We start from the raw sequence: 24,744 nt of genomic DNA on the forward strand, positions 1-24,744 counted from the left end.
TAGTACAATTTTTTTCCTGAAACTCGCTCACCGCTGATTTCTACAGACTGTAATTTTCGAAATCCGAAAGTCTCTGGTAAATAAGCCTTTATTTCACCGGTATTGACTCTTCGTTCATTGTAAACAATAAGTGATAACGTCATTGAGCCTTTGTTTTATCCCTCCCGCGTGAGACAGCACTCATCCTTGATAAATGTCAGTACTTCCTCGAGAAGGCCATATTCTGAAATACAACGTAAGATCCTGCCTTCTCGTTTTTGACTAATCAGACCGACAGAAACCAGACTGGTGATGTGGTGTGACAGTGTTGAGTTCGGAACGCAAAGCATACTTTGAAGCGCACCTACTGGGATACCAGTGGCACCGTATTTGACCACTTCCTTATAGATACACAACCTTGTTGGGTGACCGAGTTCTTTTAGTACCTTAGCCGCGTCTTCTAGTTGCATTGCCTGTCTCACTCTTATCAATTGAATGGATTTCGTCTTTAGCTATTTATTTCCAATTAATTGGAAATAAGGTTTGACTTTACTCTGTTTGGTTTTATAATTCCAGAATAATCGAAATGATAGAGTTTAAATCATGAATCCTGAAATCCTTAATATGGCCAAAGAAGCTGGTGGCATGTTTGTCTTCCTAGCGGCCGAATTGACCGTTCTATTCCTACTCATTAGCTATATCGTTGGTATTCTTCAAGAATATCTAACACCAGAAAAAGTGCAGTGGATCCTGAGTTCAAAAAACGGTAAAGGTTACTTTATCGCAGCTTTACTTGGTGCCATTACCCCGTTTTGTTCATGCTCAACAATCCCATTCTTGAAAGGGCTTTTAAGAGCTCGAGCAGGATTTGGTCCAATGATGGTTTTCCTATTTGGTAGCCCACTTCTTAACCCTATTATCATTGGTTTGTTTGTTGCTACCTTTGGTTGGAAGGTTGCGCTGTTCTACTTCACCATCGCTATGGTGGTATCCATAGGTGCAGGTTATGCGCTAGAGAAGCTAGGTTTTGAACGCTACGTAAAACCAGAAGCCTATGATTCAGTAAACACTGCCGCATCGTGCTGTGATTCAAAATCAGCTCCAGTAAAAGAAGAGACATCTTGCTGCGCTCCAAAAGTAGAAGAGGCTTCTTGTTGTGATACTCAGGCGAAGCCAGTTCAAGCTGTAGTTGAGTCGTCTTGTTGTGCACCCAAGGTAGAAGAAACGTCTTGCTGTGGCACCGAAGCTAAAGCAGAAGAGAAGGTTGAAAGTCGTTGGATGCGTATCTGGCGTAGTACTTGGGTGGATTTCAAACAAGTATTCCCTTACCTAATGCTAGGTATTGCGATTGGCTCGTTCATCTACGGCTTTATTCCAACAGACTTGATTGCTCAATATGCTGGTGATTCAGTTTGGTACGCGATTCCTGTAGCCGCTATCATTGGTATCCCATTGTACATTCGTGCAGAGGCGGTTATTCCATTGAGCATGGCGTTGGTTAAAAAAGGCATGGCTCTGGGTTCGGTAATGGCTCTTATTATTGGTAGTGCTGGCGCAAGTCTTACCGAAGTGATTCTGCTTAAGTCTATCTTTAAGAATCAGATGATCATCGCATTTGTGAGCGTCATTCTAACCATGGCAATCAGTGCAGGTTATCTATACTCCATCATCTTTGGCTAAGTATTAAAGATGATATTGAAAGGGCTCCCTTTGGGAGCCTTTTTGTTTTGATGAAAGAGTATTAACAAGGTTAGCTAGATCAACTGCCCATAGATATAGGCAAGTTCGGCCACTGTTTTCGCCGAAAACTTCTTCATTAAGCTCGCTCTGTGTACTTCCACAGTTCTCATCGCAATACAAAGCTCATCGGCAATTTTCTGATTGCGCTTGCCATCGATGATCTGCTTTAAGATGTCTTTCTCTCGTTCAGTTAATGAGGCGTAAGCTTTTCGATACCCTTTGATGTGCAAATGCTTCTCGGAGGCTTCTAATCCTTTCATGATAGCTTCAGCAAGCTCACTGCCTTTCACTGGCTTTTGAAAGAAGTTAACAGCTCCGGCTTGTAATGCCTCAACGGCCATAGGGACATCGCCATGTCCGGTTAGATAGATGACTGACAGGGAGCTTTGTGCCTTGAGCATCAAGTCATGTACCTGTTGGCCTCGCATCTCGGGCATACGGCTATCCAATACCACACAGCCTGGGGCATCAAGGTCGACGGAATCCAAAAAGCTCGGACCGTCTTCAAACGCTGATACTGTAAAATCGTGCTCTTCTAATAAAAAGACCAGTGAGTCACGCATCGACTCATCGTCATCAACGACGTAAACCGGTAACCTTTGATGGAGATCAGACATAGCGAGATTCCTTATGAATCATTTGAAGAGGTTAAGGGCAATGTCACTGTCACCTGACAACCGTGAGGAGTGAGTGAAGTAAACGTCATTTGACCACTGTGGTCTTCTATTACGTCCTGGCATATTGCAAGGCCTAAACCGAGCCCATTTTCTTTGCTACTGATGAAGGCTTGAGTCGCTTGCTGCTCTGTGAAATCCAAGCCCGTGCCATTATCAATAACCGACAACATCATTGTATTGGAGTGATATTCGGTGATCACCCTAATTGTCGCGAATTCTCTATTCTTACACTGAATATCAGAGGTTGCGCTTGCTTCGCGCTCTTGTTGGGCATCGCAGGCATCCGTGGAATTATTAATAAGATTAACGATCACTTGCTGCAACCCAATGGGGTCAACATAGAGTTCTATGGGTTGGCCGATAGTGGAGCGTTCTATGTTGATATTGTGCCTTTGCAATCTAAATTGCAGTAACTCAATGGTCTCTGTCATTAACTGTTCTATATCCGTCAGTGATTTCTTAGAGGATCGTTTTTTAATCATGGTTCTCAAGCGCTGAATGATCGCATCAGCGCGATCCACCTGAGACTGAATCTTCTCAAATACGGGTTTTATATCGGTTAACGGTTTGTTCTTTGATATGCGTAACAATCCGCCCTCGCTGTAGTTTCGAATGGCGGCGAGCGGTTGATTGATCTCATGTGCCAGACTGCTACCAAGTTCTCCAACGACTGCAATACGTTGCGAATGCTCAAGCTGTTCGCTCTTGTTTTTTAGCTTGTGTAATGTGGATTCCAGCTGTTTTTTACTGCGGCTGAACTTGTATTCTAGCCAGAAGTGATAGGCGTTTAATATCACCACAAAGATGAAGAAAGCCCACGCCCATTGTTGATTGTGCTTGAGCCAGATTAACGCCTCTTTCCACCATGGCTGTTGTAGTGGGTGCATGTCCAATTGTTGATAAAGTTTGTCTATGGAGAGCAAGCTCGTAGGGGAGGTCCAACCCGATGCATTTGCGGCTATGGCGGGTGCACTGTCCTTTGGCATGGAAAGTAACACCTGGCTCATTTGCTTTGCCAGTGCCGATGAAGCCCTTTCTGTCTTAGCAAAAGACCAGTTTGGATATAGAGGAGTAGAGACTTGGCACCGAAAGCCCTCGGGGGCTTGATTTTGGATGACACGATATTGTCCCACGACCAATAAGCCTTCGTTGATCATATTCTCAACTAAACACACGGGAACGACAGCCGCCTCGATGTTCCCCTCTCGCAATTGGTACAAGCTGGCATCGATCGGGAATCCAAGGAACTGTGTGTTTGCGAAGAACTGGCTCGGGTTTAATCCCGCTTTCATCACTTGATAGCGCATGGTGAGGTAGCCCCCAAATGCCTTTTGTGAGACAGCTGCAATGGGTTTGCCACTAAGTTGTTCAAATGAGATATAAGGCGACTGATTCCTGACCACTAAGGCTGAGCCAATACCTCGAGTATTGCTGAGCCCTTGCTCATCAAAATTGTCACTGGTCATGGTTGCCATCCACGACAAGGCGTATTGGCGTCCCAATCGGACGGCTTGTCCAGGGTTGGTGACCACAAAGTCGACCTCAACCTTTTTTACTGCCTCCGCCATCTCATCTAAGTTGAAAGGCTTTAGAACGAAACGTTTATCCGGAATGCGTTCCGACAACCAATCCATGGTGGGTTGCCAGCGTTGTTGTGCCGACAGCTTACCTCTGGTGGCTAAGACGCCCACCTCGATGATCTGTGCTGACTCTGCCACCACATTAGGCTCTTGTTCAGTTTGTTCTGCCAAGCACAGGCCTGCCGTCAGACTCATGCAGCAAAGACCAATGCCTCTAATAAGGGTGCGAATTATCACTGAAATCCTTTTCTCCTGCTTAGCCCTAGATTTATTGCAATGTGCTTTCGATGCTAAGAGTTAACACATTAACTTTCGAAATCAGACTTTTAGGGCGCTCTATATGAAGCATAACAGCTAGATGGGTAAAACCTAATTTGTTCTAGATCAAGTTTGATCGGGGTATGTGGAAATCCACAATATCTCGAGTACGTCCAAAATCCGACAATGAGCCTAATAGATAGAATACCCATTGATAGGCATCATTATGGACTCATTGAAAAGACGGTTTCTCAGCCAGTTCGGTAAGATTTCCGCCGGAGCCGCACTTATTCCCGTAGTCGGGGTTAACACCGCGGTTGCAAGCACAGCCATTCGCAATAACGACCAAGCTGACCGAAAGGGCCAAGTTGGTAAGCGTTATGCGATGGCAATTGACCTACGTAAATGCGTGGGCTGTCAGGCTTGTACGGTTGGTTGTAGTGTGGAAAACCAAGCGCCAATTGGCCAGTTCAGAACCACAGTCAAACAATACGAAGTCTCTCTTAATGATGGCACTACGGCTCAGCAAGAAGTGAAGTCCTTCATGTTGCCTCGCCTATGTAACCATTGTGACAACGCACCCTGCATCAAGGTTTGCCCTGTTCAAGCCACCTTCCAACGCGAAGATGGCATTGTGATGGTTGATAACGAACGTTGCGTTGCGTGTGCCTATTGTGTTCAAGCCTGTCCTTACGATGCTCGCTTCATCAATCACGACACCATGACTGCTGACAAATGTACCTTCTGTGCACATCGCCTAGAAGATGGTTTGCTACCGGCTTGTGTCGAAACTTGCGTGGGTGGTGCGCGTGTCATTGGTGATCTTAAGGATCCAAACAGCGAAATTAATCGTCTGCTTAATGAAAATAAAGACGACATCAAGGTGCTCAAGCCTGAGCAGAATACCAATCCGCATGTGTTCTATATCGGAATGAATGAGCGATTCGTCAGCCACATAGAGGGCAAGGCTGCGATTTATGACCCTGCGACTGATCATCAAGAATCCGCTATTGCGACACAAGGAGAAAAGGCATGAATATCACTGAGGTGTTAGTTCCCGCTCAAGAGGTTGCTTGGCTACCGTGGGCTGTTCAATATTTCTTCTACATTGGTTCTGCGTACGCTGCTGCGATTTTGTTCCTGATTGCGCTTATCTTCAAAAACTCAACCAGTCACCAGTTTCGTTCAGCACTTGTGTTAGTGACGGCAATTGGCGGGATTGTTGGACCACTGGCTTTGACCGGTGATCTGCACCAACCAGGCAGAGCATGGCACTTCTATGCTCATATTACCCCTTGGTCTTGGATGTCGCTGGGCTCTTTGTTCTTGCCTTTATTCTCTGGGCTCGCTGTCGCTACAGCGTGGGTCTATCTAAGAGATGACATTGCACAATTGAAACACAGCGAGAACCCACTGCTAAAACGCTTGGCTTGGTTGACTCTTGGTCAATGGAAGGTATCGGGAAAAATGATGGTGGCATTGGCTGCGACTACCGTACTGTCTGGTTTAAGTATTGCTCTTTACACTGGAGCAGAGATCGCGGTTTTGGCAAGTCGACCACTGTGGCATCAGCCTGCATCACCTTTGCTTTGGTTCACTACGGCATTCTTCGCCGCGATTGGTTTAACCTTGTTGATTTTGGTTCTATTGCCTTCAACCAAGCCAAACCTGACAACAACCGACATCGCTATAGTGCAAAGAACCACTACCTTGGTCGGCGCCCTTGCCATCATTCTTACATCGATCTGGGCATCAAATCATGGTGAGTTTAACCTATATGAAAACCACGCTTGGGGTATCAACCTAGGCATCATGACCCTGAGTATCTTGCTGTGTATGGTGTTAGCTGTACCGTTTTCACGCCTATCGCAAACTAAGCTCGGCATGACAGCAGTGGCTACTGTCGCCATTGTTTCAGCATGGGCTGTACGTTGGGTAACCATGATGGAAGTTCAAACCATTCCACGCATTGATGTGGGTCCATACCCTTATGAGTTACCAATGGGTAGTGAAGGCTTACTCGGCATTATTGGAATGTGTGGATTATGGTTGGCCTTGGCTTTGTTGGCCTCTGAGATAGTGTCGACAAAAGCGGGCTTACCTAAATCAAATACTCCTTCATCTCTTAACCATTCACATAGCTTGTAGTCTGAGGAATCATCATGGATAACAAACGTCGTCAATTTTTGAAAGCAGGCCTTGCTGCTGGTGGTGTTGGAGCTTTTGCTGCAGGTTATGCGACAACCACGAAGCACATGGTACACGGTGTCATCGACGGTACCGCAGGTAAGAAAACGAATCACATTCATCACGGTAACTCATTGGAGACAGAGTACAGTGTGGATGAGAAGGGTAAGATCTCACCCAATCCCAACCAGCGTGTAGCGCCTTCTATGTGTTTTGGTTGTTGGACATTGTGCGGTTTGCGTGTGCGTATCGATAATCGCAACGATGAGATCCTACGTATCTCTGGTAACCCATACCACCCGCTATCAAGCGACCAGCAGATCCCATTTAAGACGCCGGTTAAAGACGCCTATATTGGCTTATCTGGTGAATCTGGCATCAACGGACGCTCAACAGCCTGTGCTCGCGGTAATGGCATGCTAGAGATCCAAAATAGCCCTTATCGAATCACCCAACCGCTAAAACGTGTCGGGAAACGTGGTGAAGGCAAATGGGAACCGATTAGCTATGAGCAGCTCATCTCCGAAATCACTGAAGGTGGTGACCTATTTGGTGAGGGTGAAGTAGAGGGCTTGCAGTCCATTCGTGATACGAAGACGCCACTTGATCCAAACAACCCAGAGTACGGACCAAAAGCGAACCAACTACTCGTGACTAACGCGGGTAATGAAGGCCGCGACGATATCCTGAAGCGCTTTGCGTTTAATAGCTATGGTACGCGTAACTTTGGTCACCACGGTTCTTACTGTGGATATGCTTTCCGCGCCGGTTCGGGTGCGATCATGAATGACCTAGATAAGTTTGCTCACTTAAAACCTGACTTCGAGAACGCAGAGTTCATCTTGTTCATCGGCATGTCACCGGCTCAAGCGGGTAACCCATTTAAGCGTCAAGCAAGACAACTGGCAAAGGCACGTACTGACGGTAAATTGAGCTACACCATAGTCACGCCAAGCCTTCCGGCTGGCTCTTCTAGTCTGGCTGCTGGCGATCGCAATAACTGGTTGCCTATTAAGCCGGGTACTGATTCCGCCTTGGTACTTGGTATGATCCAGTGGATCATTGATAACCAGCGTTACAACCAAGATTTCTTGTCTCGTCCTAGCGCGCAAGCAATGGAGAAGGCAGGCACAACGCATTGGTGTAATGCGACGCATCTTGTGATCAGCGATGAGACTCACCCTAAGAATGGTCACATGCTTCGTGCATCAGACATTGGGCTGTTAATCGACGGTGAACCACTGTCTGATGAAGACGCATTTATTGCACTTGATGCCACAACGTCAGAATTGGCATTAAATAATCTGGTTGATGAAGCGACTTTGTTTGTCGATCAAGAGGTGATGATCAACGGACAAAATGTTCGAGTGAAATCATCATTGCAAAGACTGAAAGAGGAAGCCTTTAAATACGATCTGGCTTACTACAGTGAGCAATGTGATATCCCACAAGACCAAATTGTAGCGCTTGCAAAACGCTTCACCAGTTACGGGACTAAAGCTGTAGTGGATACCCATGGTGGTAATATGCACACCAACGGTTTCTATAATTCGTTCACCATTCTTATGTTGAATGCGCTGGTTGGTAATGTGAATGCAAAAGGTGGCGCGATGGCGAAACCAGGCGGCTACCCAACATCGGTAGCAGGCCCACGTTATGACTTCACTAAGTTTAAGGGTAAGACTAAGCCTCAAGGCATCTTCCTGTCTCGCAGTAAGTTCCCTTACCAAAAGACCAGTGAATACAAACGCCGAGTGGCGGCAGGTGAATCACCGTACCCAACAAGAGCACCATGGTACCCAATCTCGGCACCTTTGCTGACAGAGCATCTATCGGCTGCGATTGATGGCTACCCTTATCGAGCAAAAGCTTGGATTAACCACATGGCCAACCCGCTTTATGGTGTCCCTGGTTTAGATAACTTATTGGGTGAGAAACTCAAGGATCCAAAGCAATTGGGCTTGATCGTATCGATTGATGCATTCATCAACGAAACCACTGCATTGTCGGATTACTTAGTGCCTGACACTGTCACCTATGAAAGCTGGGGAATGGCGACGCCGTGGCATGGAGTCGCGACAAAAGCGATCACAGCTCGTTGGCCTGTGGTTGAACCTAAAACATCACAGACCCAAGACGGCCGTGCGATTAACCTAGAAAACTTCTTTATTGATCTGGCGAAATCTCTAGGGCTAGGTGGCTTTGGTGACAATGCAATCAAAGATAGCCAAGGCAATTGGCATGGTATTCATAGCGCTGAAGATTATTATCTGCGTTCAGCGGCAAACCTGGCATTTACACAAGGTGGTGTGCCGGATGTGGATGCTGAAGACATTGTATGGTCTGGCTTAGAACGCTTAGTACCGGCAATGAATAAGACGCTTAAGCCAGAAGAGATGCGCAAGGTCGCTTATATCTTTGCTCGTGGTGGACGCTTTGAAGATGCCACCAACGCTTACGCAAAAGAGACCATGAAGTACAAATGGAAAAAACCATTGGCGATATGGAATGAGAAACTGGGTACTTCGCGTAACACCATTAGCGGTGAACAATACAGTGGTTGTCCGACGTGGCACCCTCAGAAGTTGGCAGATGGTACGCCATTAGAGACTCAATACCCGAAAACTGAGTGGCCATTTACGCTGACTAACTTTAAGTCGAACATTCACAGTGCGGTGTCGAATCTTTCTCCACGATTAGACTCAATTAAGGGCTTCAATCCTGTTTACATTCACCCTCAAGATGCTGCATCTGCGGGTATAAAAACCGGTGATCTGTTTGTGGTTGAAACCCCAAGTGCCAAGACTGAAGCCATTGCTATGGTGATTGAGGGCATTAGACAAGGCACTCTAGGCTTTGAGCATGGCTTTGGTCACAAAGAGCTAGGGGAGCGTTCTCATTGGATTGGTGATACACAGCAACCTGTAAAAATGAAGTCTAGCGATGGCGTCAATATCAATGATGTTGGCTTGATTGACCCAACAAGAGAAGGCAAAGGCGTGATGCTGGATTGGGTTGTCGGAGCCGCCGCAAGACAAGCACTACCGGCTAAGCTCTACAAGGCGTAACCGTTGAAGTTAATAGGGCTAAGGCTACTTAGCCCTTTTTTCTTGGCTACTATCTCAATTGTTTCAACCTTTGATTCGGCGTCATTCCCATAAGGGCCTTCATGGCGCGAGAAAAGTGGGTAGGGTTCTGATACCCCAGCTCTATGGCAATTCGAGCAAGGTCAAAGTCTGTATTTTTCATCAATTCTTCCGCACGTTCTTTTTTTATCTGCAGTACAATCTGCCTAAAGCCAGAGCCTTCTTGAGCAAGCTTCAATTGCAACTGCTTAGAGTGACACCCCACAACCATACTTAATTGATCAAACTTTGGTAGCGCATCCATTGCATATGGAATTAGCGCGTTTTTGACGAGCTCTATGGCAGACAAATGGGTTAGGTCTGGTTTTGGCCTCAATTTTTTATATTGAGCCTTGTGTTTGTCTGAATGAGATATGACTGGTAATTGCAAGTCGACGTCGCTGATAAACAGTTTCCCTACGGGCTTCTGATAAAAGAAGTGATTAGATGTTAGCGGGTCAGGCAATGAAAATTCAGGCTTCGCGCTAGTTAGCCAAAGGATGTCAGGTTGCCACTCTTTATTTAGGTAATACCGAATGAGTTGTATCAACATCGATATGGAATACAACTCCATTGGCTCATTACCCAAATCAACCACAAAATGCTGGTTTCTTCTTAGGAATACACCACCGTTAGTGCTTTCCATTTCAAAGAAATTAAACGTAGAAAGGTACCGATTCATTTCCAGACAAAACGCGACCAGAGCGTCATATAGGTTGGTCACACTGTTGTCGGTTTGAGCCACGAGCGCTACAACCTCAGAGGCATCTAGAGTCAGTGAGGCTTGAACGCCGAAATCTTTATAGCCTAGCTCAACGGCAGTTTGCATGAGTACCCGCAGTGGATAACCTGCGATATTTCCTTCATTCAAATACATTAGCTGATCGTAGGTACCTACAGCCGTTTCTTTATCTAGAATGGCTTTAATATCAATACCTAACGATTGCGCGTGTTTTAGGATTGGCCGCGCCATTAGTGTATTAATCAGGGTTATCGTGTTTTGTTTACTCATCCAGCAACCAGTTGAATTTCTATGAATTAATTAAACTACAATTCCTGGCTATTTTCCAAAAATGGTCATTATAAAATCTGAATCGGATTAATCTTACCTCATTGATAACACACATGACTTTTTATAGAGGCTGGAATATGAAACTTAAACCGATTGCACTGGCGACATCTCTTTTATTTTCTGCTTATGGAATGGCACATGAAATAGGCCAAGAGCACGAACACGTTGAAGGAGGTTGGAATGCCAAGGCAGGTTTTGTTTCTGATGTTGATGTGGAATCGAGGCTTTGGAATCCGCGAGGAAAGTCTCAAGAAGAGTTGATGGCTCGTGCTCTGTTTCTAGCAGAAGCCTATGACTTAAAACGAACACCAGAGCAAATGGAGAAGGCAGAGGCAGCACGCAAAAAGTACAGTGATGCGGTTGTAATTAATTCAGTAATGCCAGTATCGGTTGGTGTGGTAGGTCATGGCGAAAAGAACTTTAAGGCGGGCATTCAGCGCAATATCGATGCGGGTATGACTCTTACTTCTGCTACGTTATATGCCTTTCCTGGTGGTAACGGCGAAAAGACCATTTACCAGACTGCAACTGACTCTGACAAAGTCCTAAAGCAAATGTCGTTATCTCGAATTTCAACAGTATCTGATATCTACAAGGCTAAACAAGAAGGCAAGACTGCGTTTGTTTATAATACGCAAGGCTCTGATCCTGCAATTGACGATCCTGAAGCGCATGCTAAGAAATTTGCAGAGCATGGCATCAAGGTTGCTAACTTTACATACAACAATAATAACGCTTTTGCTGGTGGTGGTTCGACTCAAGATTTAGGACTAACTGACCTGGGCGTTGAGTGGGTAAAGCATGCACAAGCAAATGGAGTGGTTATTGATGTTTCCCATTCATCAAACCAAGCAACAATTGATGCCGCGAAAGTGTCAACTAAGCCCATGGTTGCATCTCACTCCAATGCAGCTGCATTGCACAACGTTTCTCGAAATATGAGTGATGAAGCAATCATTGCGATTGGCTCAACAGACGGAGCAGTATGCCCGACTGGTGTTGGGTTGTTTCTTAACAAAGAAAGTGATGCTAGCCCTGAACGTTACGTGGAGCATGTTGAATACATAGCGAACTTAATCGGTAGGGATAAGGTGTGTTTTTCTACTGACTACGTCCACGGTATCTTGGATTGGCTTGAGCGTGACATTGGTAATGCTGATGTATACCCACCAGAACTAGGCTTCGGTACTCCTGCATCCAATATTGCACCAGAAAACATCTGGGATGTTGTTGCGCTATTGGAGGCTAAAGGTTGGACTGACAAAGAAATTCGTGGCTTCCTTGGTGAAAACTTAATGCGAGTCTACGCTGCTAACTGGGAAGGCTAAACGCACTCAAGATACAAGGTGGGGCTAAGCCAAGGGCATACTAGATTCAAAACTATAACAGTTCGGTCTATGGCCTGAGTTAGATTTTTTGTATAGAGAGAAGCGCATTTCACTAGGGTAACCCGAAGCTCTAAGATATTTAGGTAAGCCGATTCTAGTGTAGTAGTTTGCGTTTCGGTTCTTGGTTATGTACATGATCGTGACACCTATTGGGATCATGCGAAAAACAATAGGCATTTATAAAGCCCAAGTCTTTGTGAATCAATGACTTGGGCTTTATAAATGTGGCGGAGAGATAGGGATTTGAAATCCTAGGTAGACGTCAAATTTGATTTTAAAGCACTGATTTTGATGAACTAAATTCTATCCTGAGCCTAGAGGGGCTCTGTGATTGACTCACCTTATTGATTACCTTAGCAAGTCCTATTCTAGAGGGCAATGTGACCCGGAAAAATAGTTAGGGATTGGAGGAAATAGTTAGGGATCACTCTGAGATTTAGAAAGATTTAGACGAACAAACACCATTGGTTTGTGAAATACATGGCCGACTGAATCGGGAAAGGGGGGCTATAAGCTGGAAATGCCTAGATCATTTTTCATGGGGTCGCGTAACACGAAACTGCCCCGAAGTTTGTGTGAGCGTGCTTAATTTGATTTCAACTTCTTCAAATAGACATTCTTTGTACACTTAGAACTCTAATCAGAAGCCCTAAATTAGCGTTCGACTACACATACTTCTAGTTCAACACCACGAAATAAGTAATTGCGAACCCTAGTTATAACTCGTTTATTGTGTGCTAGATTAATCGTCTGCGAGATGAGTGAAAGCGAAATGCTTTAGGAAAAAGTATTTCGCTTTTAGGAGAGACATTACCCAACGTTGCTCTTACATGATCAAACCGAATGCCGTTGGTAGCGCCATCGAGATTGCAGGAAGATAAGTCACTAGCATTAAGATCATGAATATTACAAGGAAGAACGGGAGAAGCGGTTTCACGATTGAATCAATGGTGATGCCACTGACTTTGCATCCCGTGAATAAAATCGGTCCCACTGGTGGAGTGATCGTCCCTAGTGACAGGTTAAAGACCATTAAGATACCAAATTGCACTGGGTGCATGCCTAAGCTCATGCAGATTGGTAAGAATATTGGTGTGAATATCAATACCGCAGGCGTTGGATCCATAAAGGTACCGATGAACAGCAATACAACGTTAATGATCAGTAGTATCAGGATTGGGTTGTCAGTCAGCACTAGTAGACCATCAGCAATCAATGAAGGGATCTGAGTAAAAGACATTACCCACGACATGATGGATGATGCGCCAATCATGAAGATAACGATGGAAGTCATTTTTGCTGTGTTTAAGAAGATTTTGGGTAAGTCTAGAACCTTCAGTTGGCGGTAACTAAACCCAAGGATCATCGCATACACAACAGCGATAGCCGACGCTTCGGTAGCGGTAAAAATCCCGCCCAATATACCGCCAATCACTACCACGATGAGAGAAAGACTCGGAATGGCTTTAATTGAAACATCAATACATTCTTTAAGCGTCATTCTGTGTTTGGATACATAGCCGAGTTTTCTACCGGTTATCGCCGCCACAATCATGACGCCTAATCCCCATAAAATGCCTGGTACGTAACCGCCCATAAAGAGTGCAGACACCGATACCGAACCCGCTACAGTCGCATAAACGATTAACGCATTAGATGGTGGAATAAGCATGCCAGTTGGCGCAGATGCAATGTTTACAGCGGTTGTGAACTTAGGGTCGTAACCTTCTTGCTTTTGAATTGGCGTCATTATCCCACCAACTGCGGCGCAAGAGGCTACGCCAGATCCACTGATGGAGCCAAAAAGCATATTAGACACAACATTGGTTTGTGCTAATGGGGCTGGGAAGAACCCACTAATGATTTTAGAGAAATTAATGAGTCGTATGGCGATGCCGCCATTGTTCATTATGTTTCCGGCCAGAATAAAAAAGGGAATGGCCAGTAAAGCAAAAGAGTCTAATCCGACAAACATGCGCTGTGCAGAGGTTGTCAGGGCGCCTTGGTATGGCAGTATGCAAGTCATTGCGGCAAATGAGGAGATACCCACCGCAATGGCTATTGGCGCGCCAAGAACGAGCAGTACTAGAACGCCAGTGAACATGACTATTGAAGCAGTAACAGCGAGGTCCATTTAGCTTTCCCCCTTACTTTCTGTTTGATGATTGAATAGGGCGCTCAATAGTTTGGCTTCGTTGACAACGAAGTAGAAAAGAATCAAGCCGCCGGCAATTGGGATGACAGAATAGATGACTCCCATAGGGATTTGTAATGCGGAGTCCATTTGCCACATTTGGCGAGTCGCACTGCTATAGCCTCCAGTGATCATAACGGTGAACGCAAAAACGGCAGTAATTAGTTCAATAATGATTTCAACGACAGTACGAACTTTGAAACTCAGTTTTTCTTTAACGAAGGTAATGGCCATGTGTTCGCGTAAACCAAAGACAAACGATGCCCCCAAGAGCACTAGCCAGATAAATAGATAGCGAGAAAGGACTTCGCTCACGGCACTTGGGCTGTTAAAGACATAGCGTGAGATAACTTGATAGGTAACCAGAGCTGTCATAATTCCGACGATAGAAATGAGTATCCATGACAGCAATCTATCCACCCATGATCGTAACCAATTCAATCCAGAACAGATTTTGTTTAATTTACTCATACTCAACCTTGTGAAAACGATGTGAACAAGGACAGGAGGCATGCCCCTGTCCATAGTTGGGCTTACAACAATGCGGTAATTCGTTCGTAAATGGCTTTTTGTTCTGGAGTTTGGATTAACTCTTCTTGAAGAGGTTTACAGGCCTGAACGAAAGGTTCGATATCCACTTCGTTAAACTTAGCGCCAGTATCTTCCGCGGCTTTCTTAGAGATACTGACTTGGTTTTTCCAGAGATCAAACTGCGTATCGATGCTCTTTTTTGCTAGTCTCTCAAAGGCTGCTCTATCTTCTTTAGACATGCTGTTTAGGAAGAAACTGCTTGCGACAACAAGGTCAGGTACCATCAAGTGGCGTGTTGCCGAATAGTAGCCCGCTACCTCGTATTGCTTCAGGTCGTAGTAAGTGATTTCACTGTTTTCAGCGCCATCAAGCACGCCTTGCTGTATAGCCGAATACACTTCACCTTGTCCCATAGGAACGCCTTGACCACCCATACAGCCAAGTGTCTTTATCATAGTGTCAGATTGCATGACACGGATTTTCATGCCGTTCATGTCTTCTATGTTGTTTACCGGCCCCGCTTTGCTATAGATAGAACGAGCACCACCGGTGTAGGCTGCAACGACTTCAAACCCCATTCTAGAAGTTTCCTTGAATAGATCGTCTAAGACGCCTGTGGTAAATACGGCTTGCTGGTGGTCGTAACCGCTGTACACATAAGGAAGACCAATGACGCTGAAATTACGGTTATAGTTTTCAACTAGTGGGTTTGCAACGACCGCCATTTGAATAGCGCCATTTTGTACTAACTCTAACGAAGCACGTTGATCGCCTAGAAGTTCATTTGGGTAAATCTCAAGGGTATAGCGACCGTCAGTGGCTTTATTTAGCTTCTCACCAAACTCATGAAGCGCTTGATACTGAGGATGTTGGTCGGACTGATTAAAGGCGGCTTTGATTTCAGTTGCGGCATTAGCCACTGCAGATAGGCTTAGTGCGCTAACCAGTGCTGCTGCAACAGGTAAGGTTTTAAAGGTCTTCATAGTGTTACTCCATTATCAATGTAAGGAACGTTTGTAGTGCGTGAGTAATGAAATAGAATGACTATTGGATGGAATCCATGTCGACAAAATCCATATCATCAAAGGTTTGATTCTCACCTAGCATGCCCCAGATGAAGCTATAGTTTTGAGTCCCGCAGCCAGAGTGAATTGACCAACTGGGCGACAGAATCATTTGATAGTTTCGGACAACAACGTGGCGGGTTTCTGTGGGTTCTCCCATCAAATGGAACACCACTTGTTGCGGTTGAATATCAAAATAAAAATACGCTTCCATGCGACGTTCATGCGTATGAGCGGGCATTGTGTTCCAAACACTTCCTTCTTGTAAGGCAGTCACGCCCATGGACAGTTGGCAGGTGGGTAATACGTCAGGATGTAGGTACTGTCTGATCACTCGCTCATTGGCATTGGCAGTGCTACCAAGTTCAACTAGGTTGGCTTCTGAACGACGAATGATTCGTGATGGGTATGAATGATGTGCTGGAGCGCTGATGCAATACAGCAATGCTGGGTTGCTGTTATTGAGAGAACTGAAGATCAGATTGTCACTTCCCATGCCCATATAGAGACCATCCAAGTGGTCGAGTGTATAAGTTTCAGAGCCCGATTTAACTTGAGCTTGCCCGCCCAGGTTGATCACCCCAAGCTCTCTGCGCTGTAAGAAATGCTCAACTCCAAAGGCCTTATTATCAATCGCATCGTTCAACGCAAGTTCATGGTCATTAGGAGAAACCCCAAGTACAACAATGCGATCAATGTGGCTATACACGGCAACTATTTCATTGTCTTTAAACATGCACTCTGTTAACAACTCCTCGCGCAAACGGGTAGTGTCGTAATCTTTGGCATCGCGCGGATTGTTGTTGTAGTTAATCTTCATAAGTACTCTCTAGTCGAAACTTTGATAGTTATTTGGGTTACTAGTCCAAAGCGGATACGGGTATTTTCACTATGGCTTTGCGTACTTGCTGCGGTTGGTTGGTAGCGCACAGTGGACGGTGGGCTTGATTTGGATAGAACACTGCAAAATCACCCGCCTTGAGATGCACAAACTGCTCGTGCTCAACCTGTTCAAAAAACATCACGTCATTCTCAAGCACAGTAAGCGCTAAGGCCTCATCAGTGATGTTGTTTGAGTAACCAATCGTCTCTTCCCCTTCGAGAATGATTTGAATGTCGATGTACTCTTTATGAATTTCAGACTGTCTATTTTCTCTTGGCTCTGTCATGGCTTCCGCGAGCATGACGAATACGCCCTGATCGTTTATCTCGTGGCGTCCAAGTTCAGTGGGGTATTGTTCTGCTACCACCCTGGCTTGCATGATCCAATTAGAGAAGTTTGTGAAGATGTAAGGAAGTAAATTGAGTTTATTAACGTTACCAAAAACCACGATGGCCAGTCCTCTAGTATTTTTCAATGTGAATTGATTAACCAATAATTTAGTTATACTAGATGGCTCTGTTATTTGTAGTGATAATAATCACGTTATGTAAACCAATTATATAAATTGGTAAGCTCTATTTGGTAATCCTAACAGAGATCACAATTACGCGATAAAGCGTATTTTGTTACTAATACAGGTGAATTAAGAGCTTTTTCAGGATTATTTCTTGCGTTCTGGCGTGTATTAAAGGGTTGTAATGATAGAGGGAGGGATGGCCACTTTATACTAAAAGATAAATTGGTATACCTAATTGGTCTGATTTTTATTTGGGATGGCGGCGACTGTGTTGCCACCACTTTAGTTCTTCCTTACACAGCAATACGGTTAGTGGGGGGTGCCTATGAACGGCATCCATATGGGCCTCTAGCTCCTCACATCTTTGCTCATAGGTATCTGCGGCAGTCAGTATCATCGCCATTAACCTTTCAACTAAATCGTACAGCATTAATCGTGAAAAGCCTTGATTGGTGTGTGTTTGGTCTAATATACATCACTTAAGGGCTGTATAATTGTCTTACTCATGCAAATCAATGCAGTTGAGCACCTGGTCACTTCTTGAGCATTAGAATATCCAACATTTATGTCAGTTTTGTGAAGGACTTATAAAATAATGAGTGATGCTCCTGAGTGTACTTACCTTCTCACAAGAGCATCATTGCGTTGGGGTTATCGAGGTAGACAGCTTTAAATTTGGTAAACCAAATAAAAGTAATCCAATGAGGTGCTCTATAAAGCACCTGTATCACTACAAATTATTTAGTTTATACCCCTTGATGGCATGAGCTATAAAATTGGAAACCATAAATAAACACAGTGTAAAGTTTTAATGCCCTTTATGCATAAGGCTTAAGAGGTATTCTTGTTTTTTCATCTTTCTAGTAATTAGACATTCGTCATATAACTGTAAACCAATAAGTTAAATTGGTTGATCTATAAATCGAGAAATCTATACTGCAACTATGCTTTTGAGCAAAAAGTTTGGATTTGGTGCCCGTTTAAGGGGCAAGAAAACGATCAAAAATGGTGAGGTTAATGTTGAAAAATATATTAGAAGGTCGCTTCGACGAAGTAACGGAATACAATCGCTCAGATCTAGCTAGTAACATCGTCCATATCGGATTTGGTGCGTTCCACCGAGGTCACCAAGCGGTCTATAACGACATGACAAATGCAATATCGAGTGAGAAGTGGGGCATCTGTGAAATCAATATGTTCGGGCCTGCTGACCTAATCGAAAACCTACGAAAGCAGGATCATCAGTTCAGTGTTGTCGAAACCTCAAAATCAGGCGTAACAAAGCGCTTAGTTCGCACCGTTACTGAATCGATTCACACTCCGTTAGATGGCATTGAGTCGGCAATTCAAAAATTGGTTGAGCCCCAAGTTCGCATTGTCTCTATGACGATTACTGAAAAAGGTTACTGTGCTGACCCGCAATCTAGAACCCTAGACCAATCTAATCCTTTGATTGCTCATGATCTGGAAAATCCATCTAATCCTAAGTCTGCGATTGGTTTGGTCACTGAGGCGCTGCGTATTCGCAAGAACAAGGGCCTTGATGCATTCAGCGTCATGTCCTGTGACAACATTCCAGAAAATGGCGCACTCACAAAAGGCGTTGTGGTTGAATTTGCCCGCATAATCGATGCTGACTTGGGCGAGTGGATTGCTCAGAACGTCACCTTTCCAAGCTCGATGGTCGATCGGATTGTACCCGCAATGACAGAGGAAGAGTTCGACATCATTGAGGAAGCAACAGGCTATCGAGATCCTTGTGGCATTGTTTGTGAAGATTTTCGCCAATGGGTTATTGAAGATGATTTTGTTGCGGGTCGTCCTGATTGGGATAAGGCAGGAGCCACCTTAGTTCGAGATGTACTGCCTTACGAGGAAATGAAACTGAGAATGCTTAACGGCTCTCACTCGTTCTTGGCGTACAACGGCTCACTTGCAGGCTACGACTACATCTACCAGTGCATGGAAGATGAGCAACTTAAATCTGTTACGCAAAAGCTAATGATTGACGAGCAAGGGCGCTCATTAAGCCCTTCTCTGGATGTAAATCTAGAAGAATACGCAGAACTGCTTATAGATCGCTTTAGCAACCCAAACATTAAACATAAGACATACCAGATTGCGATGGATGGCTCTCAAAAGCTACCCCAACGAGCGTTAGATCCGTTCTTGACGCTACAAGAGCGAGGGGTAGAAGCCAAGATACAACCAGTAATTATTGCAGGTTGGATGCATTACCTGATGAATGCTCAACAAACCTCTACTGAGATTCATGATCCACTCGCAATGACCTTTCAAGACATTATGGCGTCTTTCAGCGATAAAGCGTCTGTAGCATCGGGCCTGCTAGGCATTCAAAGTGTGTTTGGTGAACACGGCAAAGACAACAAAGAGCTCATTGACGGTGTTATGAAAGCATTTAATGACATTAGTGAACGTGGCATTAAAAAAACTATTGAAAATTTGGCGCAATAAAAGGATCTCATTATGAAAACGTTAATCTGCCAAGAACCACACAAGATTGAGTATGTAGAACGAAGCGTCCCACAAATTGAGCCAAATGAAGTGCTACTGAAAATCAATGCAGTTGGTATATGTGGTACTGATATTCATGCGTTTGCTGGTAAGCAAGCTTTCTTTAGTTACCCTCGTGTCTTAGGTCATGAGATTAGTGGGACTGCTACGGAAATTGGTGTGGATGTTACCACCGTGTTTTCAGGAAAACGCTATTCGGTCATTCCAGCTATCGCCTGTGGCGTGTGTCCAGCATGCATCGATGAAAAACCAAATTGTTGTGAAAGCATTTCACTGTATGGCGTTCATCAAGATGGCGGTTTCTCTGAGTATCTTGCAGTGCGAGAATCGAACCTGATTGAATTGCCCGATTCGGTATCAAACAGCCAAGGGGCATTGGTGGAATGCTTTGCAATCAGTGCTCATGCCGTTCGTAGAGCGAAGATCATTGAAGGCGAGTGCGCCTTAGTAGTTGGAGCCGGCCCAATAGGTCTAGCAGCTGCAGCTATTGCTAAAGCAGGAGGCGCAGAAGTTATCGTTGCGGATGTGGCTGAAGAACGATTGCAGTGGGCTGAAAGTAAGTTAGGCCTGAAAACGCTCAATGCTTCCTTAGAAACATACAAGGCGGATGTCGCGGCGGCCTTTGGAAAAGGTGCGGATGTGGTGTTTGATGCTACTGGGTTCGATAAATCTATGTCGAATGCGGTGAATCTGATTCGGAATGGAGGAAGGTTGGTTTTCATCGGTTTCACTAAGGGTGAACTTGCATTCCATAACCCAACTTTCCACATGAAAGAGACGACGTTAATGAGTTCAAGAAACGCGACTCGAGAGGACTTTGAACACGTCATTGAGTTAATGGCTTCAGGGGCTATTTCAGAAAATATTATGAAAAACAAAGAGTACGACTTTCATTCATTTGGCCTTAGATATGGTGAAGATGTTTGTCAGAACAAAGACTTGGTCAAGGGCGTAATTACGTTTTAAGGAAATGAAAATATGATCAGAGTAAATGAAGCAGAATTAAAAGACCTTGCGATTGCCAAGTTACTGAATGCTGGCCTATCACCAACGGTTTGTGAAGAAGTGGTTGATGTCCTATTACATGCAGAGCGAACCGGCGTGCACTCACACGGGTTAATGCGAGTCGAGCACTACTGTCATCGTTTGAGTATGGGTGGTATCAATAAATTCGCGCAGTACAATATTGAGCAGGTGTCTCCTTCGCTCGCAATACTGGACGCAGATGATGGAATGGGGCATTCAGCGATGATTGCCGCGACTGACCATGCTATTGAACTGGCTAGTGAAACTGGACTGGGTTTTGTGAGTGTGAAAAATGGTTCTCACTGCGGTGCGCTGTCTTACTTCATGGAGCAGGCAACCAGTAAAGGTATGATTGGTATTTCAATGACGCAAACGGACACCTGCGTTGCTCCTCACGGCTCTGCAGAGCGCTTTTTAGGAACGAATCCTATTGCCTTTGGTTTTCCAGTAAAAGACTCTCACCCTATGATTGTCGATATGGCAACAAGTGCCACAGCCTTTGGCAAGTTACTTCTTGCAAAAGAAACTGGACAACCAATCGGTGAGAATTTAGCGATTGATGCTGAGGGCAACATGACGACAGATCCGCATCAAGTGGAGAACTTACTGACGTTTGGTGCACATAAAGGTTCGGGTATTGCTTTGGCGATTGATGCATTAACTGGTGGTCTTATGGGAGCAAATATGAGCAATCATGTGGTTCGTATGTACGGCCAATACGAGCAAATGCGAAAGTTGGCTAGCTTAGTTATTGTCATTAATCCAGAGAAACTGGGCAACCCACTATTTAGTGCAATGATGCTTCAACTCGTTTCTGAGTTAAGGGCGACGAAGCCAATGCCAGGTATGGATGAAGTTCTTGCTCCTAATGATCCTCAGCAAGCCTATAAAGTTAAAAGTGACGCACTTGGAATCAATCTTGCAGAATCAGTCTACGAGTATTTGAAGTCATAGGTAGCCATACTGGGGTGATGGTTGGGAGAGTTGAAAAACCTTACAATCGTCGCCTCGTCTTTCTTCAATCTGCACGCACTTATCCCTTGAGCAAACTTAGAATGGAAAACATCGGGCGTATTTTAGTCTTCTTTTGTTGTGTTTTGAGTTTGCCTGATTTGAAATATTGAAAGTAATAATCAATGTGATATTGTAATAAAAACTAAATTGGTTAACCTATTTATGAGGTATATATGTCGACCAGCGCTAGTACGAAGCGTCGCTATTATGAAGTAGGATTGCAGATTGAGCAATTGCTTGTAACAGGTGTGTTTAAGCCTGGAGAAAGATTGCCCTCTGAAAGAAGTTTGAGTGAACAATTTGGCACAAGCCGAGCGACCATACGCGAAGCGATTATCATGCTTGAGTTGAAGGATTTGGTGGATGTTAGGCAAGGTGCTGGAATTTACTTTAAAGAAGCGAATCACTCTGATCTCACACTGGATAGTGCCAGCAATGAACTAGATACTTCGGAAGTGGGTGTATTCGAGTTGCTTCAATCAAGAATGGTATTGGAAACCAGTATCATTGAATTTGCAGCTCGCAATATTAAACTCAATGAATTACGCGAACTGCGAAAGATCATTCAGCAGCAAGAAGAATTCATTGATGATAATAATAAGTTTGAAGAACTAGATCGTAAGTTTCATCTTGCTATTGCAGAGTCTACACAAAACCGAATGCTCATTTCTACAGCGTATACACTCTGGAATAGAGTAAGAACGGACAGTCCCCTTTGGAGCAAACTCAACGTCAAGTATTTGCATGACGAAGAGTTAAAGCGTAGTTGGCTTGATGAGCACAAGCGCATCTTTCAGGCTCTGCAAAAGAGAGATGAAAAGCTAGCAAAAGAAACGATGCTTAATCATTTGAGTCACAGTAAAACCGAATTACTCAAGTTAGTTGATACCAACAGTGAATCACTTATTGATGACGATGATATGTTTTTTGTCGAGGCTGAGTAAAGTGCTGTATTAGTACAAATTCAATAAGCTTGAGTATTATGGACATCAGTGAGGGCAAACACTTCACGAAACGGATTTCTTTTAAGCAAAGATATTCTTCAGCGACTGGCTCAAAGAATGTTCTGTCCAAGACCTTCACATCGGGCACTTCGTGACTCAGAAATGTCCAATTATGAGTTACGTTTTATTAAACTAACGATACGCCTCAACTTCAAACGATCTTTAAAGAAAAGGGCTGTGTGGTAATTGTCCATTCTATTTGCTCGTCAACAAGGGGCTATAGCCCCTTTGCGAGATCTGCTTTTAGTCTAATCGCTACCCTTTACGATTCATTTTGTTGAATATTTAAAACAAGTTGAAAGATAAGGGAATTGAGGGCTCAGCCTAAATTCTTTCTATTGCGGTGGAAATGACTGATGAGTGTGGATATTAATCCATTGACCATCGCGCTTTTCTAGTACCACAGTAATTGCGTATGGGCCACCTTGAAGCTTGTTACCTTTTGCGTCATATTGGGTATAGGTTGCGTCTGCCATGTAGAAAGCTGATGTGGCTGAAGTCATAGTGACCTTCTCACGCAAGTTAGTAATATCCTGACGAGCAACACCTTCAAACGCAGCCTTATAGAAATCGGTTGCTTCAACGCGGCTCCATAATGAAAATCCGCCCATAATATAGGAATGCTCTGCAGGTGCTGCTGCAAACATGCCATCTAAGTTCGCTGCACGAGCGTTGTCCCATACGGTGTGAACTGTTTTTAAAGCTTCTGCGCGGTCGTCATTGGTTACCGCAGCTGTAGCGTTAAATGATAAGGCTAAGATTAAGGCAGTTAGGGTCGATTTAAGTTTCATCGTCATTTGTCCTATATTGAAAAAAAGCCTCTCAACAGGTAATTGCTTCGAGGCTTATTTGCTATTTAAAAACTTACTCAGAGAAAGTAACTGTTACGTCAGTGTATTGAGCAGGCTCAGAGTAGATGTCAGTCTGAGAATACTTAACTTTACCGAAGTCAATCGAGTCAACGTCAACTTTACGGATTGTTGGGTTATCGATTGTACGGTAGTAGTAGTCGTTGTTCTCTAGGTCAACTACGTTGCCGTAACCAACCATTTGTGGGTCAGGGCTAACGAACTCCCAGTACATAGAGCCCGTTACGATTTCCATGTCATTCAGGATAGAGAATGCACGAGCTAGACCGTCTTCACGAGCATCGCCAGCTTTAGGGTTACGTTTGAATTCAGCGTTGAGTACAGCTAGGCGAGAGAAGCGACCATCTGGGCCAGTCTCTAGTCTGTCGAAAACCTCAAGGTCAGTACCAAGACGTGTTCCAGCTTTATCGATTTCTTTCTGAGCAGCTTCTAGTTGAACAGGGTAGCTTGGGTCATTTGTCATAACACCTAGCTCGTTCTCGTAGAAAGTTGGTTTGCCGTCGCCAGTTGTGTACTCAACTACGATAGCACGGTCATTGTCTCGGATAGCGAAGTGCATCGGGATATCCATGTCGTGTGCTACAGCGATTTTAGTGTGTGTAACTAGAGTGTCTTCAAGAAGCGCAATTGCTTCTTCAACGTTCTTAGCGTTAGCGAGTAAAAGACTCGCTACTTCAAGGTAGTTAACGTCCCCCTCGCCCTCTGGAAGAAGCGTAGACTCACCTAGAGCTAGTGATTCAACGTTCAAGCCGTGTTCGTTAAGACCTGAAGAAATCCACTCTGTATCACCGTGTTGCATACCAACGAAACCGTAGTCACCAGACTTGCCGTTGATTACGTGGTTTTGTGGGAACACGGTGAAGCGTTCTTGCATGAAGTCAGGCGCTTCCATTGAGCGTGCAACGAATGCATTACCGTCTATTTCAAAGGTTGAGTATGAACAAGCGTTTGCAGCTTGGATAGCGCCGAAAGTTGTGGCTGCCATTGTGAGAGCTAATAGTGTTTTTTTCATTTTGATATCCTGTTGTGTTTGCAGTCGACGCTTGTTGTTCATCGCTTGCTTGTTTTTGATGGAGCCAGTATGCCCACAAAAAACAAACA

General features: G+C 44.5%; 21 protein-coding genes. 9 read left to right on the plus strand and 12 right to left on the minus strand.

All coding sequences use genetic code 11. The annotated features are described in order from the left end of the window. Positions 1-155: 155 nt before the first annotated feature. The gene (locus D5I41_RS12065) at positions 156-449 is read right to left on the minus strand and encodes an ArsR/SmtB family transcription factor (RefSeq protein ID WP_119009990.1); all 294 of its coding nucleotides are present in this window, start codon (positions 447-449) and stop codon (positions 156-158) included. A gap of 133 nt (positions 450-582) precedes the next feature. On the opposite strand from D5I41_RS12065, the gene D5I41_RS12070 reads away from it, so the two are divergent. After that, positions 583-1,659, plus strand: coding sequence for a permease (locus D5I41_RS12070; protein ID WP_119009991.1), 1,077 nt, complete (start codon positions 583-585; stop codon positions 1,657-1,659). Positions 1,660-1,733: 74 nt separating this feature from the next. On the opposite strand, the gene D5I41_RS12075 is transcribed toward D5I41_RS12070, so the two are convergent. Together D5I41_RS12075 and D5I41_RS12080 are read right to left on the minus strand one after the other, a co-directional pair. Then, the gene (locus tag D5I41_RS12075; RefSeq protein ID WP_119009992.1) at positions 1,734-2,336 is read right to left on the minus strand and encodes a response regulator transcription factor; all 603 of its coding nucleotides are present in this window, start codon (positions 2,334-2,336) and stop codon (positions 1,734-1,736) included. Between the two features lie 11 nt (positions 2,337-2,347). Then, positions 2,348-4,213 (minus strand): sensor histidine kinase, encoded by a 1,866-nt coding sequence (locus D5I41_RS12080; RefSeq protein WP_119009993.1) that lies wholly within the window; start codon positions 4,211-4,213, stop codon positions 2,348-2,350. A 247-nt stretch (positions 4,214-4,460) separates the two neighbouring features. On the opposite strand from D5I41_RS12080, the gene dsrO reads away from it, so the two are divergent. Genes dsrO through D5I41_RS12095 form a run of 3 tightly spaced genes read left to right on the plus strand, consistent with a single transcriptional unit; the run spans position 4,461 to position 9,489 of the window. Further along, positions 4,461-5,270 (plus strand): sulfate reduction electron transfer complex DsrMKJOP subunit DsrO, encoded by an 810-nt coding sequence (gene dsrO / locus D5I41_RS12085; protein WP_119009994.1) that lies wholly within the window; start codon positions 4,461-4,463, stop codon positions 5,268-5,270. Beyond that, the gene (gene nrfD / locus D5I41_RS12090) at positions 5,267-6,382 is read left to right on the plus strand and encodes an NrfD/PsrC family molybdoenzyme membrane anchor subunit (RefSeq protein WP_119009995.1); all 1,116 of its coding nucleotides are present in this window, start codon (positions 5,267-5,269) and stop codon (positions 6,380-6,382) included. Before dsrO ends, nrfD begins: the two co-directional genes overlap by 4 nt. Before the next feature lie 14 nt (positions 6,383-6,396). Further along, complete coding sequence (locus D5I41_RS12095; RefSeq protein WP_119009996.1) at positions 6,397-9,489, plus strand: tetrathionate reductase subunit A; 3,093 nt, start codon at positions 6,397-6,399, stop codon at positions 9,487-9,489. A gap of 49 nt (positions 9,490-9,538) precedes the next feature. On the opposite strand, the gene D5I41_RS12100 is transcribed toward D5I41_RS12095, so the two are convergent. Beyond that, the gene (locus D5I41_RS12100) at positions 9,539-10,558 is read right to left on the minus strand and encodes a helix-turn-helix domain-containing protein (protein ID WP_119009997.1); all 1,020 of its coding nucleotides are present in this window, start codon (positions 10,556-10,558) and stop codon (positions 9,539-9,541) included. 137 nt (positions 10,559-10,695) lie between these two features. Here D5I41_RS12100 and D5I41_RS12105 point away from each other — a divergent pair, with 137 nt between their 5' ends. Continuing rightward, the gene (locus D5I41_RS12105; RefSeq protein WP_162892828.1) at positions 10,696-11,946 is read left to right on the plus strand and encodes a dipeptidase; all 1,251 of its coding nucleotides are present in this window, start codon (positions 10,696-10,698) and stop codon (positions 11,944-11,946) included. Between the two features lie 886 nt (positions 11,947-12,832). Here the strand turns inward: D5I41_RS12105 and D5I41_RS12110 are convergent. The 6 genes from D5I41_RS12110 to D5I41_RS21220 all read right to left on the minus strand — a co-directional run bounded on the left by D5I41_RS12110 (position 12,833) and on the right by D5I41_RS21220 (position 17,625). Further along, positions 12,833-14,140, minus strand: coding sequence for a TRAP transporter large permease (locus tag D5I41_RS12110; protein WP_119009999.1), 1,308 nt, complete (start codon positions 14,138-14,140; stop codon positions 12,833-12,835). Continuing rightward, entirely contained in the window at positions 14,141-14,671 is a 531-nt protein-coding gene (locus D5I41_RS12115; protein WP_119011501.1) for a TRAP transporter small permease, read from the minus strand. 62 nt (positions 14,672-14,733) lie between these two features. Continuing rightward, positions 14,734-15,714: a TRAP transporter substrate-binding protein gene (locus D5I41_RS12120; RefSeq protein WP_119010000.1), complete on the minus strand. Its 981-nt coding sequence runs from the start codon at positions 15,712-15,714 to the stop codon at positions 14,734-14,736. A 61-nt stretch (positions 15,715-15,775) separates the two neighbouring features. Further along, on the minus strand, positions 15,776-16,615 hold the full coding sequence (gene kduI / locus D5I41_RS12125; RefSeq protein ID WP_119010001.1) for a 5-dehydro-4-deoxy-D-glucuronate isomerase: 840 nt from the start codon (positions 16,613-16,615) through the stop codon (positions 15,776-15,778). 40 nt (positions 16,616-16,655) lie between these two features. Beyond that, the gene (locus tag D5I41_RS12130) at positions 16,656-17,153 is read right to left on the minus strand and encodes a NanQ anomerase/TabA/YiaL family protein (RefSeq protein WP_235868910.1); all 498 of its coding nucleotides are present in this window, start codon (positions 17,151-17,153) and stop codon (positions 16,656-16,658) included. Positions 17,154-17,442: 289 nt separating this feature from the next. After that, entirely contained in the window at positions 17,443-17,625 is a 183-nt protein-coding gene (locus D5I41_RS21220; RefSeq protein ID WP_147094844.1) for a hypothetical protein, read from the minus strand. Positions 17,626-18,212: 587 nt separating this feature from the next. Between D5I41_RS21220 and D5I41_RS12135 the strand changes: the two genes are divergently transcribed. The 4 genes from D5I41_RS12135 to D5I41_RS12150 all read left to right on the plus strand — a co-directional run bounded on the left by D5I41_RS12135 (position 18,213) and on the right by D5I41_RS12150 (position 22,714). Continuing rightward, on the plus strand, positions 18,213-19,670 hold the full coding sequence (locus D5I41_RS12135; protein WP_119010003.1) for a mannitol dehydrogenase family protein: 1,458 nt from the start codon (positions 18,213-18,215) through the stop codon (positions 19,668-19,670). A 12-nt stretch (positions 19,671-19,682) separates the two neighbouring features. After that, the gene (locus D5I41_RS12140) at positions 19,683-20,696 is read left to right on the plus strand and encodes a zinc-binding alcohol dehydrogenase family protein (RefSeq protein WP_119010004.1); all 1,014 of its coding nucleotides are present in this window, start codon (positions 19,683-19,685) and stop codon (positions 20,694-20,696) included. 12 nt (positions 20,697-20,708) lie between these two features. Continuing rightward, the gene (locus D5I41_RS12145; RefSeq protein WP_119010005.1) at positions 20,709-21,710 is read left to right on the plus strand and encodes an Ldh family oxidoreductase; all 1,002 of its coding nucleotides are present in this window, start codon (positions 20,709-20,711) and stop codon (positions 21,708-21,710) included. Positions 21,711-21,943: 233 nt separating this feature from the next. Next, positions 21,944-22,714: a FadR/GntR family transcriptional regulator gene (locus D5I41_RS12150; protein WP_119010006.1), complete on the plus strand. Its 771-nt coding sequence runs from the start codon at positions 21,944-21,946 to the stop codon at positions 22,712-22,714. A 395-nt stretch (positions 22,715-23,109) separates the two neighbouring features. On the opposite strand, the gene D5I41_RS12155 is transcribed toward D5I41_RS12150, so the two are convergent. Beyond that, entirely contained in the window at positions 23,110-23,565 is a 456-nt protein-coding gene (locus D5I41_RS12155; protein ID WP_162892829.1) for a nuclear transport factor 2 family protein, read from the minus strand. A 73-nt stretch (positions 23,566-23,638) separates the two neighbouring features. Continuing rightward, the gene (locus D5I41_RS12160; protein ID WP_162892830.1) at positions 23,639-24,655 is read right to left on the minus strand and encodes a linear amide C-N hydrolase; all 1,017 of its coding nucleotides are present in this window, start codon (positions 24,653-24,655) and stop codon (positions 23,639-23,641) included. Between the last annotated feature and the right edge of the window lie 89 nt (positions 24,656-24,744).

This window comes from Vibrio superstes (assembly GCF_003569005.1).
GTDB lineage: Bacteria > Pseudomonadota > Gammaproteobacteria > Enterobacterales > Vibrionaceae > Vibrio > Vibrio superstes.

What these genes read in the sequence shown, in the direction of transcription:
- D5I41_RS12065 (WP_119009990.1), bottom strand. Translation starts at nt 449, where the DNA reads ATGCAACTAGAAGACGCGGCTAAGGTACTAAAAGAACTCGGTCACCCA.
- D5I41_RS12070 (WP_119009991.1), top strand. Translation starts at nt 583, where the DNA reads ATGAATCCTGAAATCCTTAATATGGCCAAAGAAGCTGGTGGCATGTTT.
- D5I41_RS12075 (WP_119009992.1), bottom strand. Translation starts at nt 2,336, where the DNA reads ATGTCTGATCTCCATCAAAGGTTACCGGTTTACGTCGTTGATGACGAT.
- dsrO (WP_119009994.1), top strand. Translation starts at nt 4,461, where the DNA reads ATGGACTCATTGAAAAGACGGTTTCTCAGCCAGTTCGGTAAGATTTCC.
- nrfD (WP_119009995.1), top strand. Translation starts at nt 5,267, where the DNA reads ATGAATATCACTGAGGTGTTAGTTCCCGCTCAAGAGGTTGCTTGGCTA.
- D5I41_RS12095 (WP_119009996.1), top strand. Translation starts at nt 6,397, where the DNA reads ATGGATAACAAACGTCGTCAATTTTTGAAAGCAGGCCTTGCTGCTGGT.
- D5I41_RS12100 (WP_119009997.1), bottom strand. Translation starts at nt 10,558, where the DNA reads ATGAGTAAACAAAACACGATAACCCTGATTAATACACTAATGGCGCGG.
- D5I41_RS12105 (WP_162892828.1), top strand. Translation starts at nt 10,696, where the DNA reads ATGAAACTTAAACCGATTGCACTGGCGACATCTCTTTTATTTTCTGCT.
- D5I41_RS12110 (WP_119009999.1), bottom strand. Translation starts at nt 14,140, where the DNA reads ATGGACCTCGCTGTTACTGCTTCAATAGTCATGTTCACTGGCGTTCTA.
- D5I41_RS12115 (WP_119011501.1), bottom strand. Translation starts at nt 14,671, where the DNA reads ATGAGTAAATTAAACAAAATCTGTTCTGGATTGAATTGGTTACGATCA.
- D5I41_RS12120 (WP_119010000.1), bottom strand. Translation starts at nt 15,714, where the DNA reads ATGAAGACCTTTAAAACCTTACCTGTTGCAGCAGCACTGGTTAGCGCA.
- kduI (WP_119010001.1), bottom strand. Translation starts at nt 16,615, where the DNA reads ATGAAGATTAACTACAACAACAATCCGCGCGATGCCAAAGATTACGAC.
- D5I41_RS21220 (WP_147094844.1), bottom strand. Translation starts at nt 17,625, where the DNA reads ATGCTGTACGATTTAGTTGAAAGGTTAATGGCGATGATACTGACTGCC.
- D5I41_RS12135 (WP_119010003.1), top strand. Translation starts at nt 18,213, where the DNA reads ATGTTGAAAAATATATTAGAAGGTCGCTTCGACGAAGTAACGGAATAC.
- D5I41_RS12140 (WP_119010004.1), top strand. Translation starts at nt 19,683, where the DNA reads ATGAAAACGTTAATCTGCCAAGAACCACACAAGATTGAGTATGTAGAA.
- D5I41_RS12145 (WP_119010005.1), top strand. Translation starts at nt 20,709, where the DNA reads ATGATCAGAGTAAATGAAGCAGAATTAAAAGACCTTGCGATTGCCAAG.
- D5I41_RS12150 (WP_119010006.1), top strand. Translation starts at nt 21,944, where the DNA reads ATGTCGACCAGCGCTAGTACGAAGCGTCGCTATTATGAAGTAGGATTG.
- D5I41_RS12155 (WP_162892829.1), bottom strand. Translation starts at nt 23,565, where the DNA reads ATGAAACTTAAATCGACCCTAACTGCCTTAATCTTAGCCTTATCATTT.
- D5I41_RS12160 (WP_162892830.1), bottom strand. Translation starts at nt 24,655, where the DNA reads ATGAAAAAAACACTATTAGCTCTCACAATGGCAGCCACAACTTTCGGC.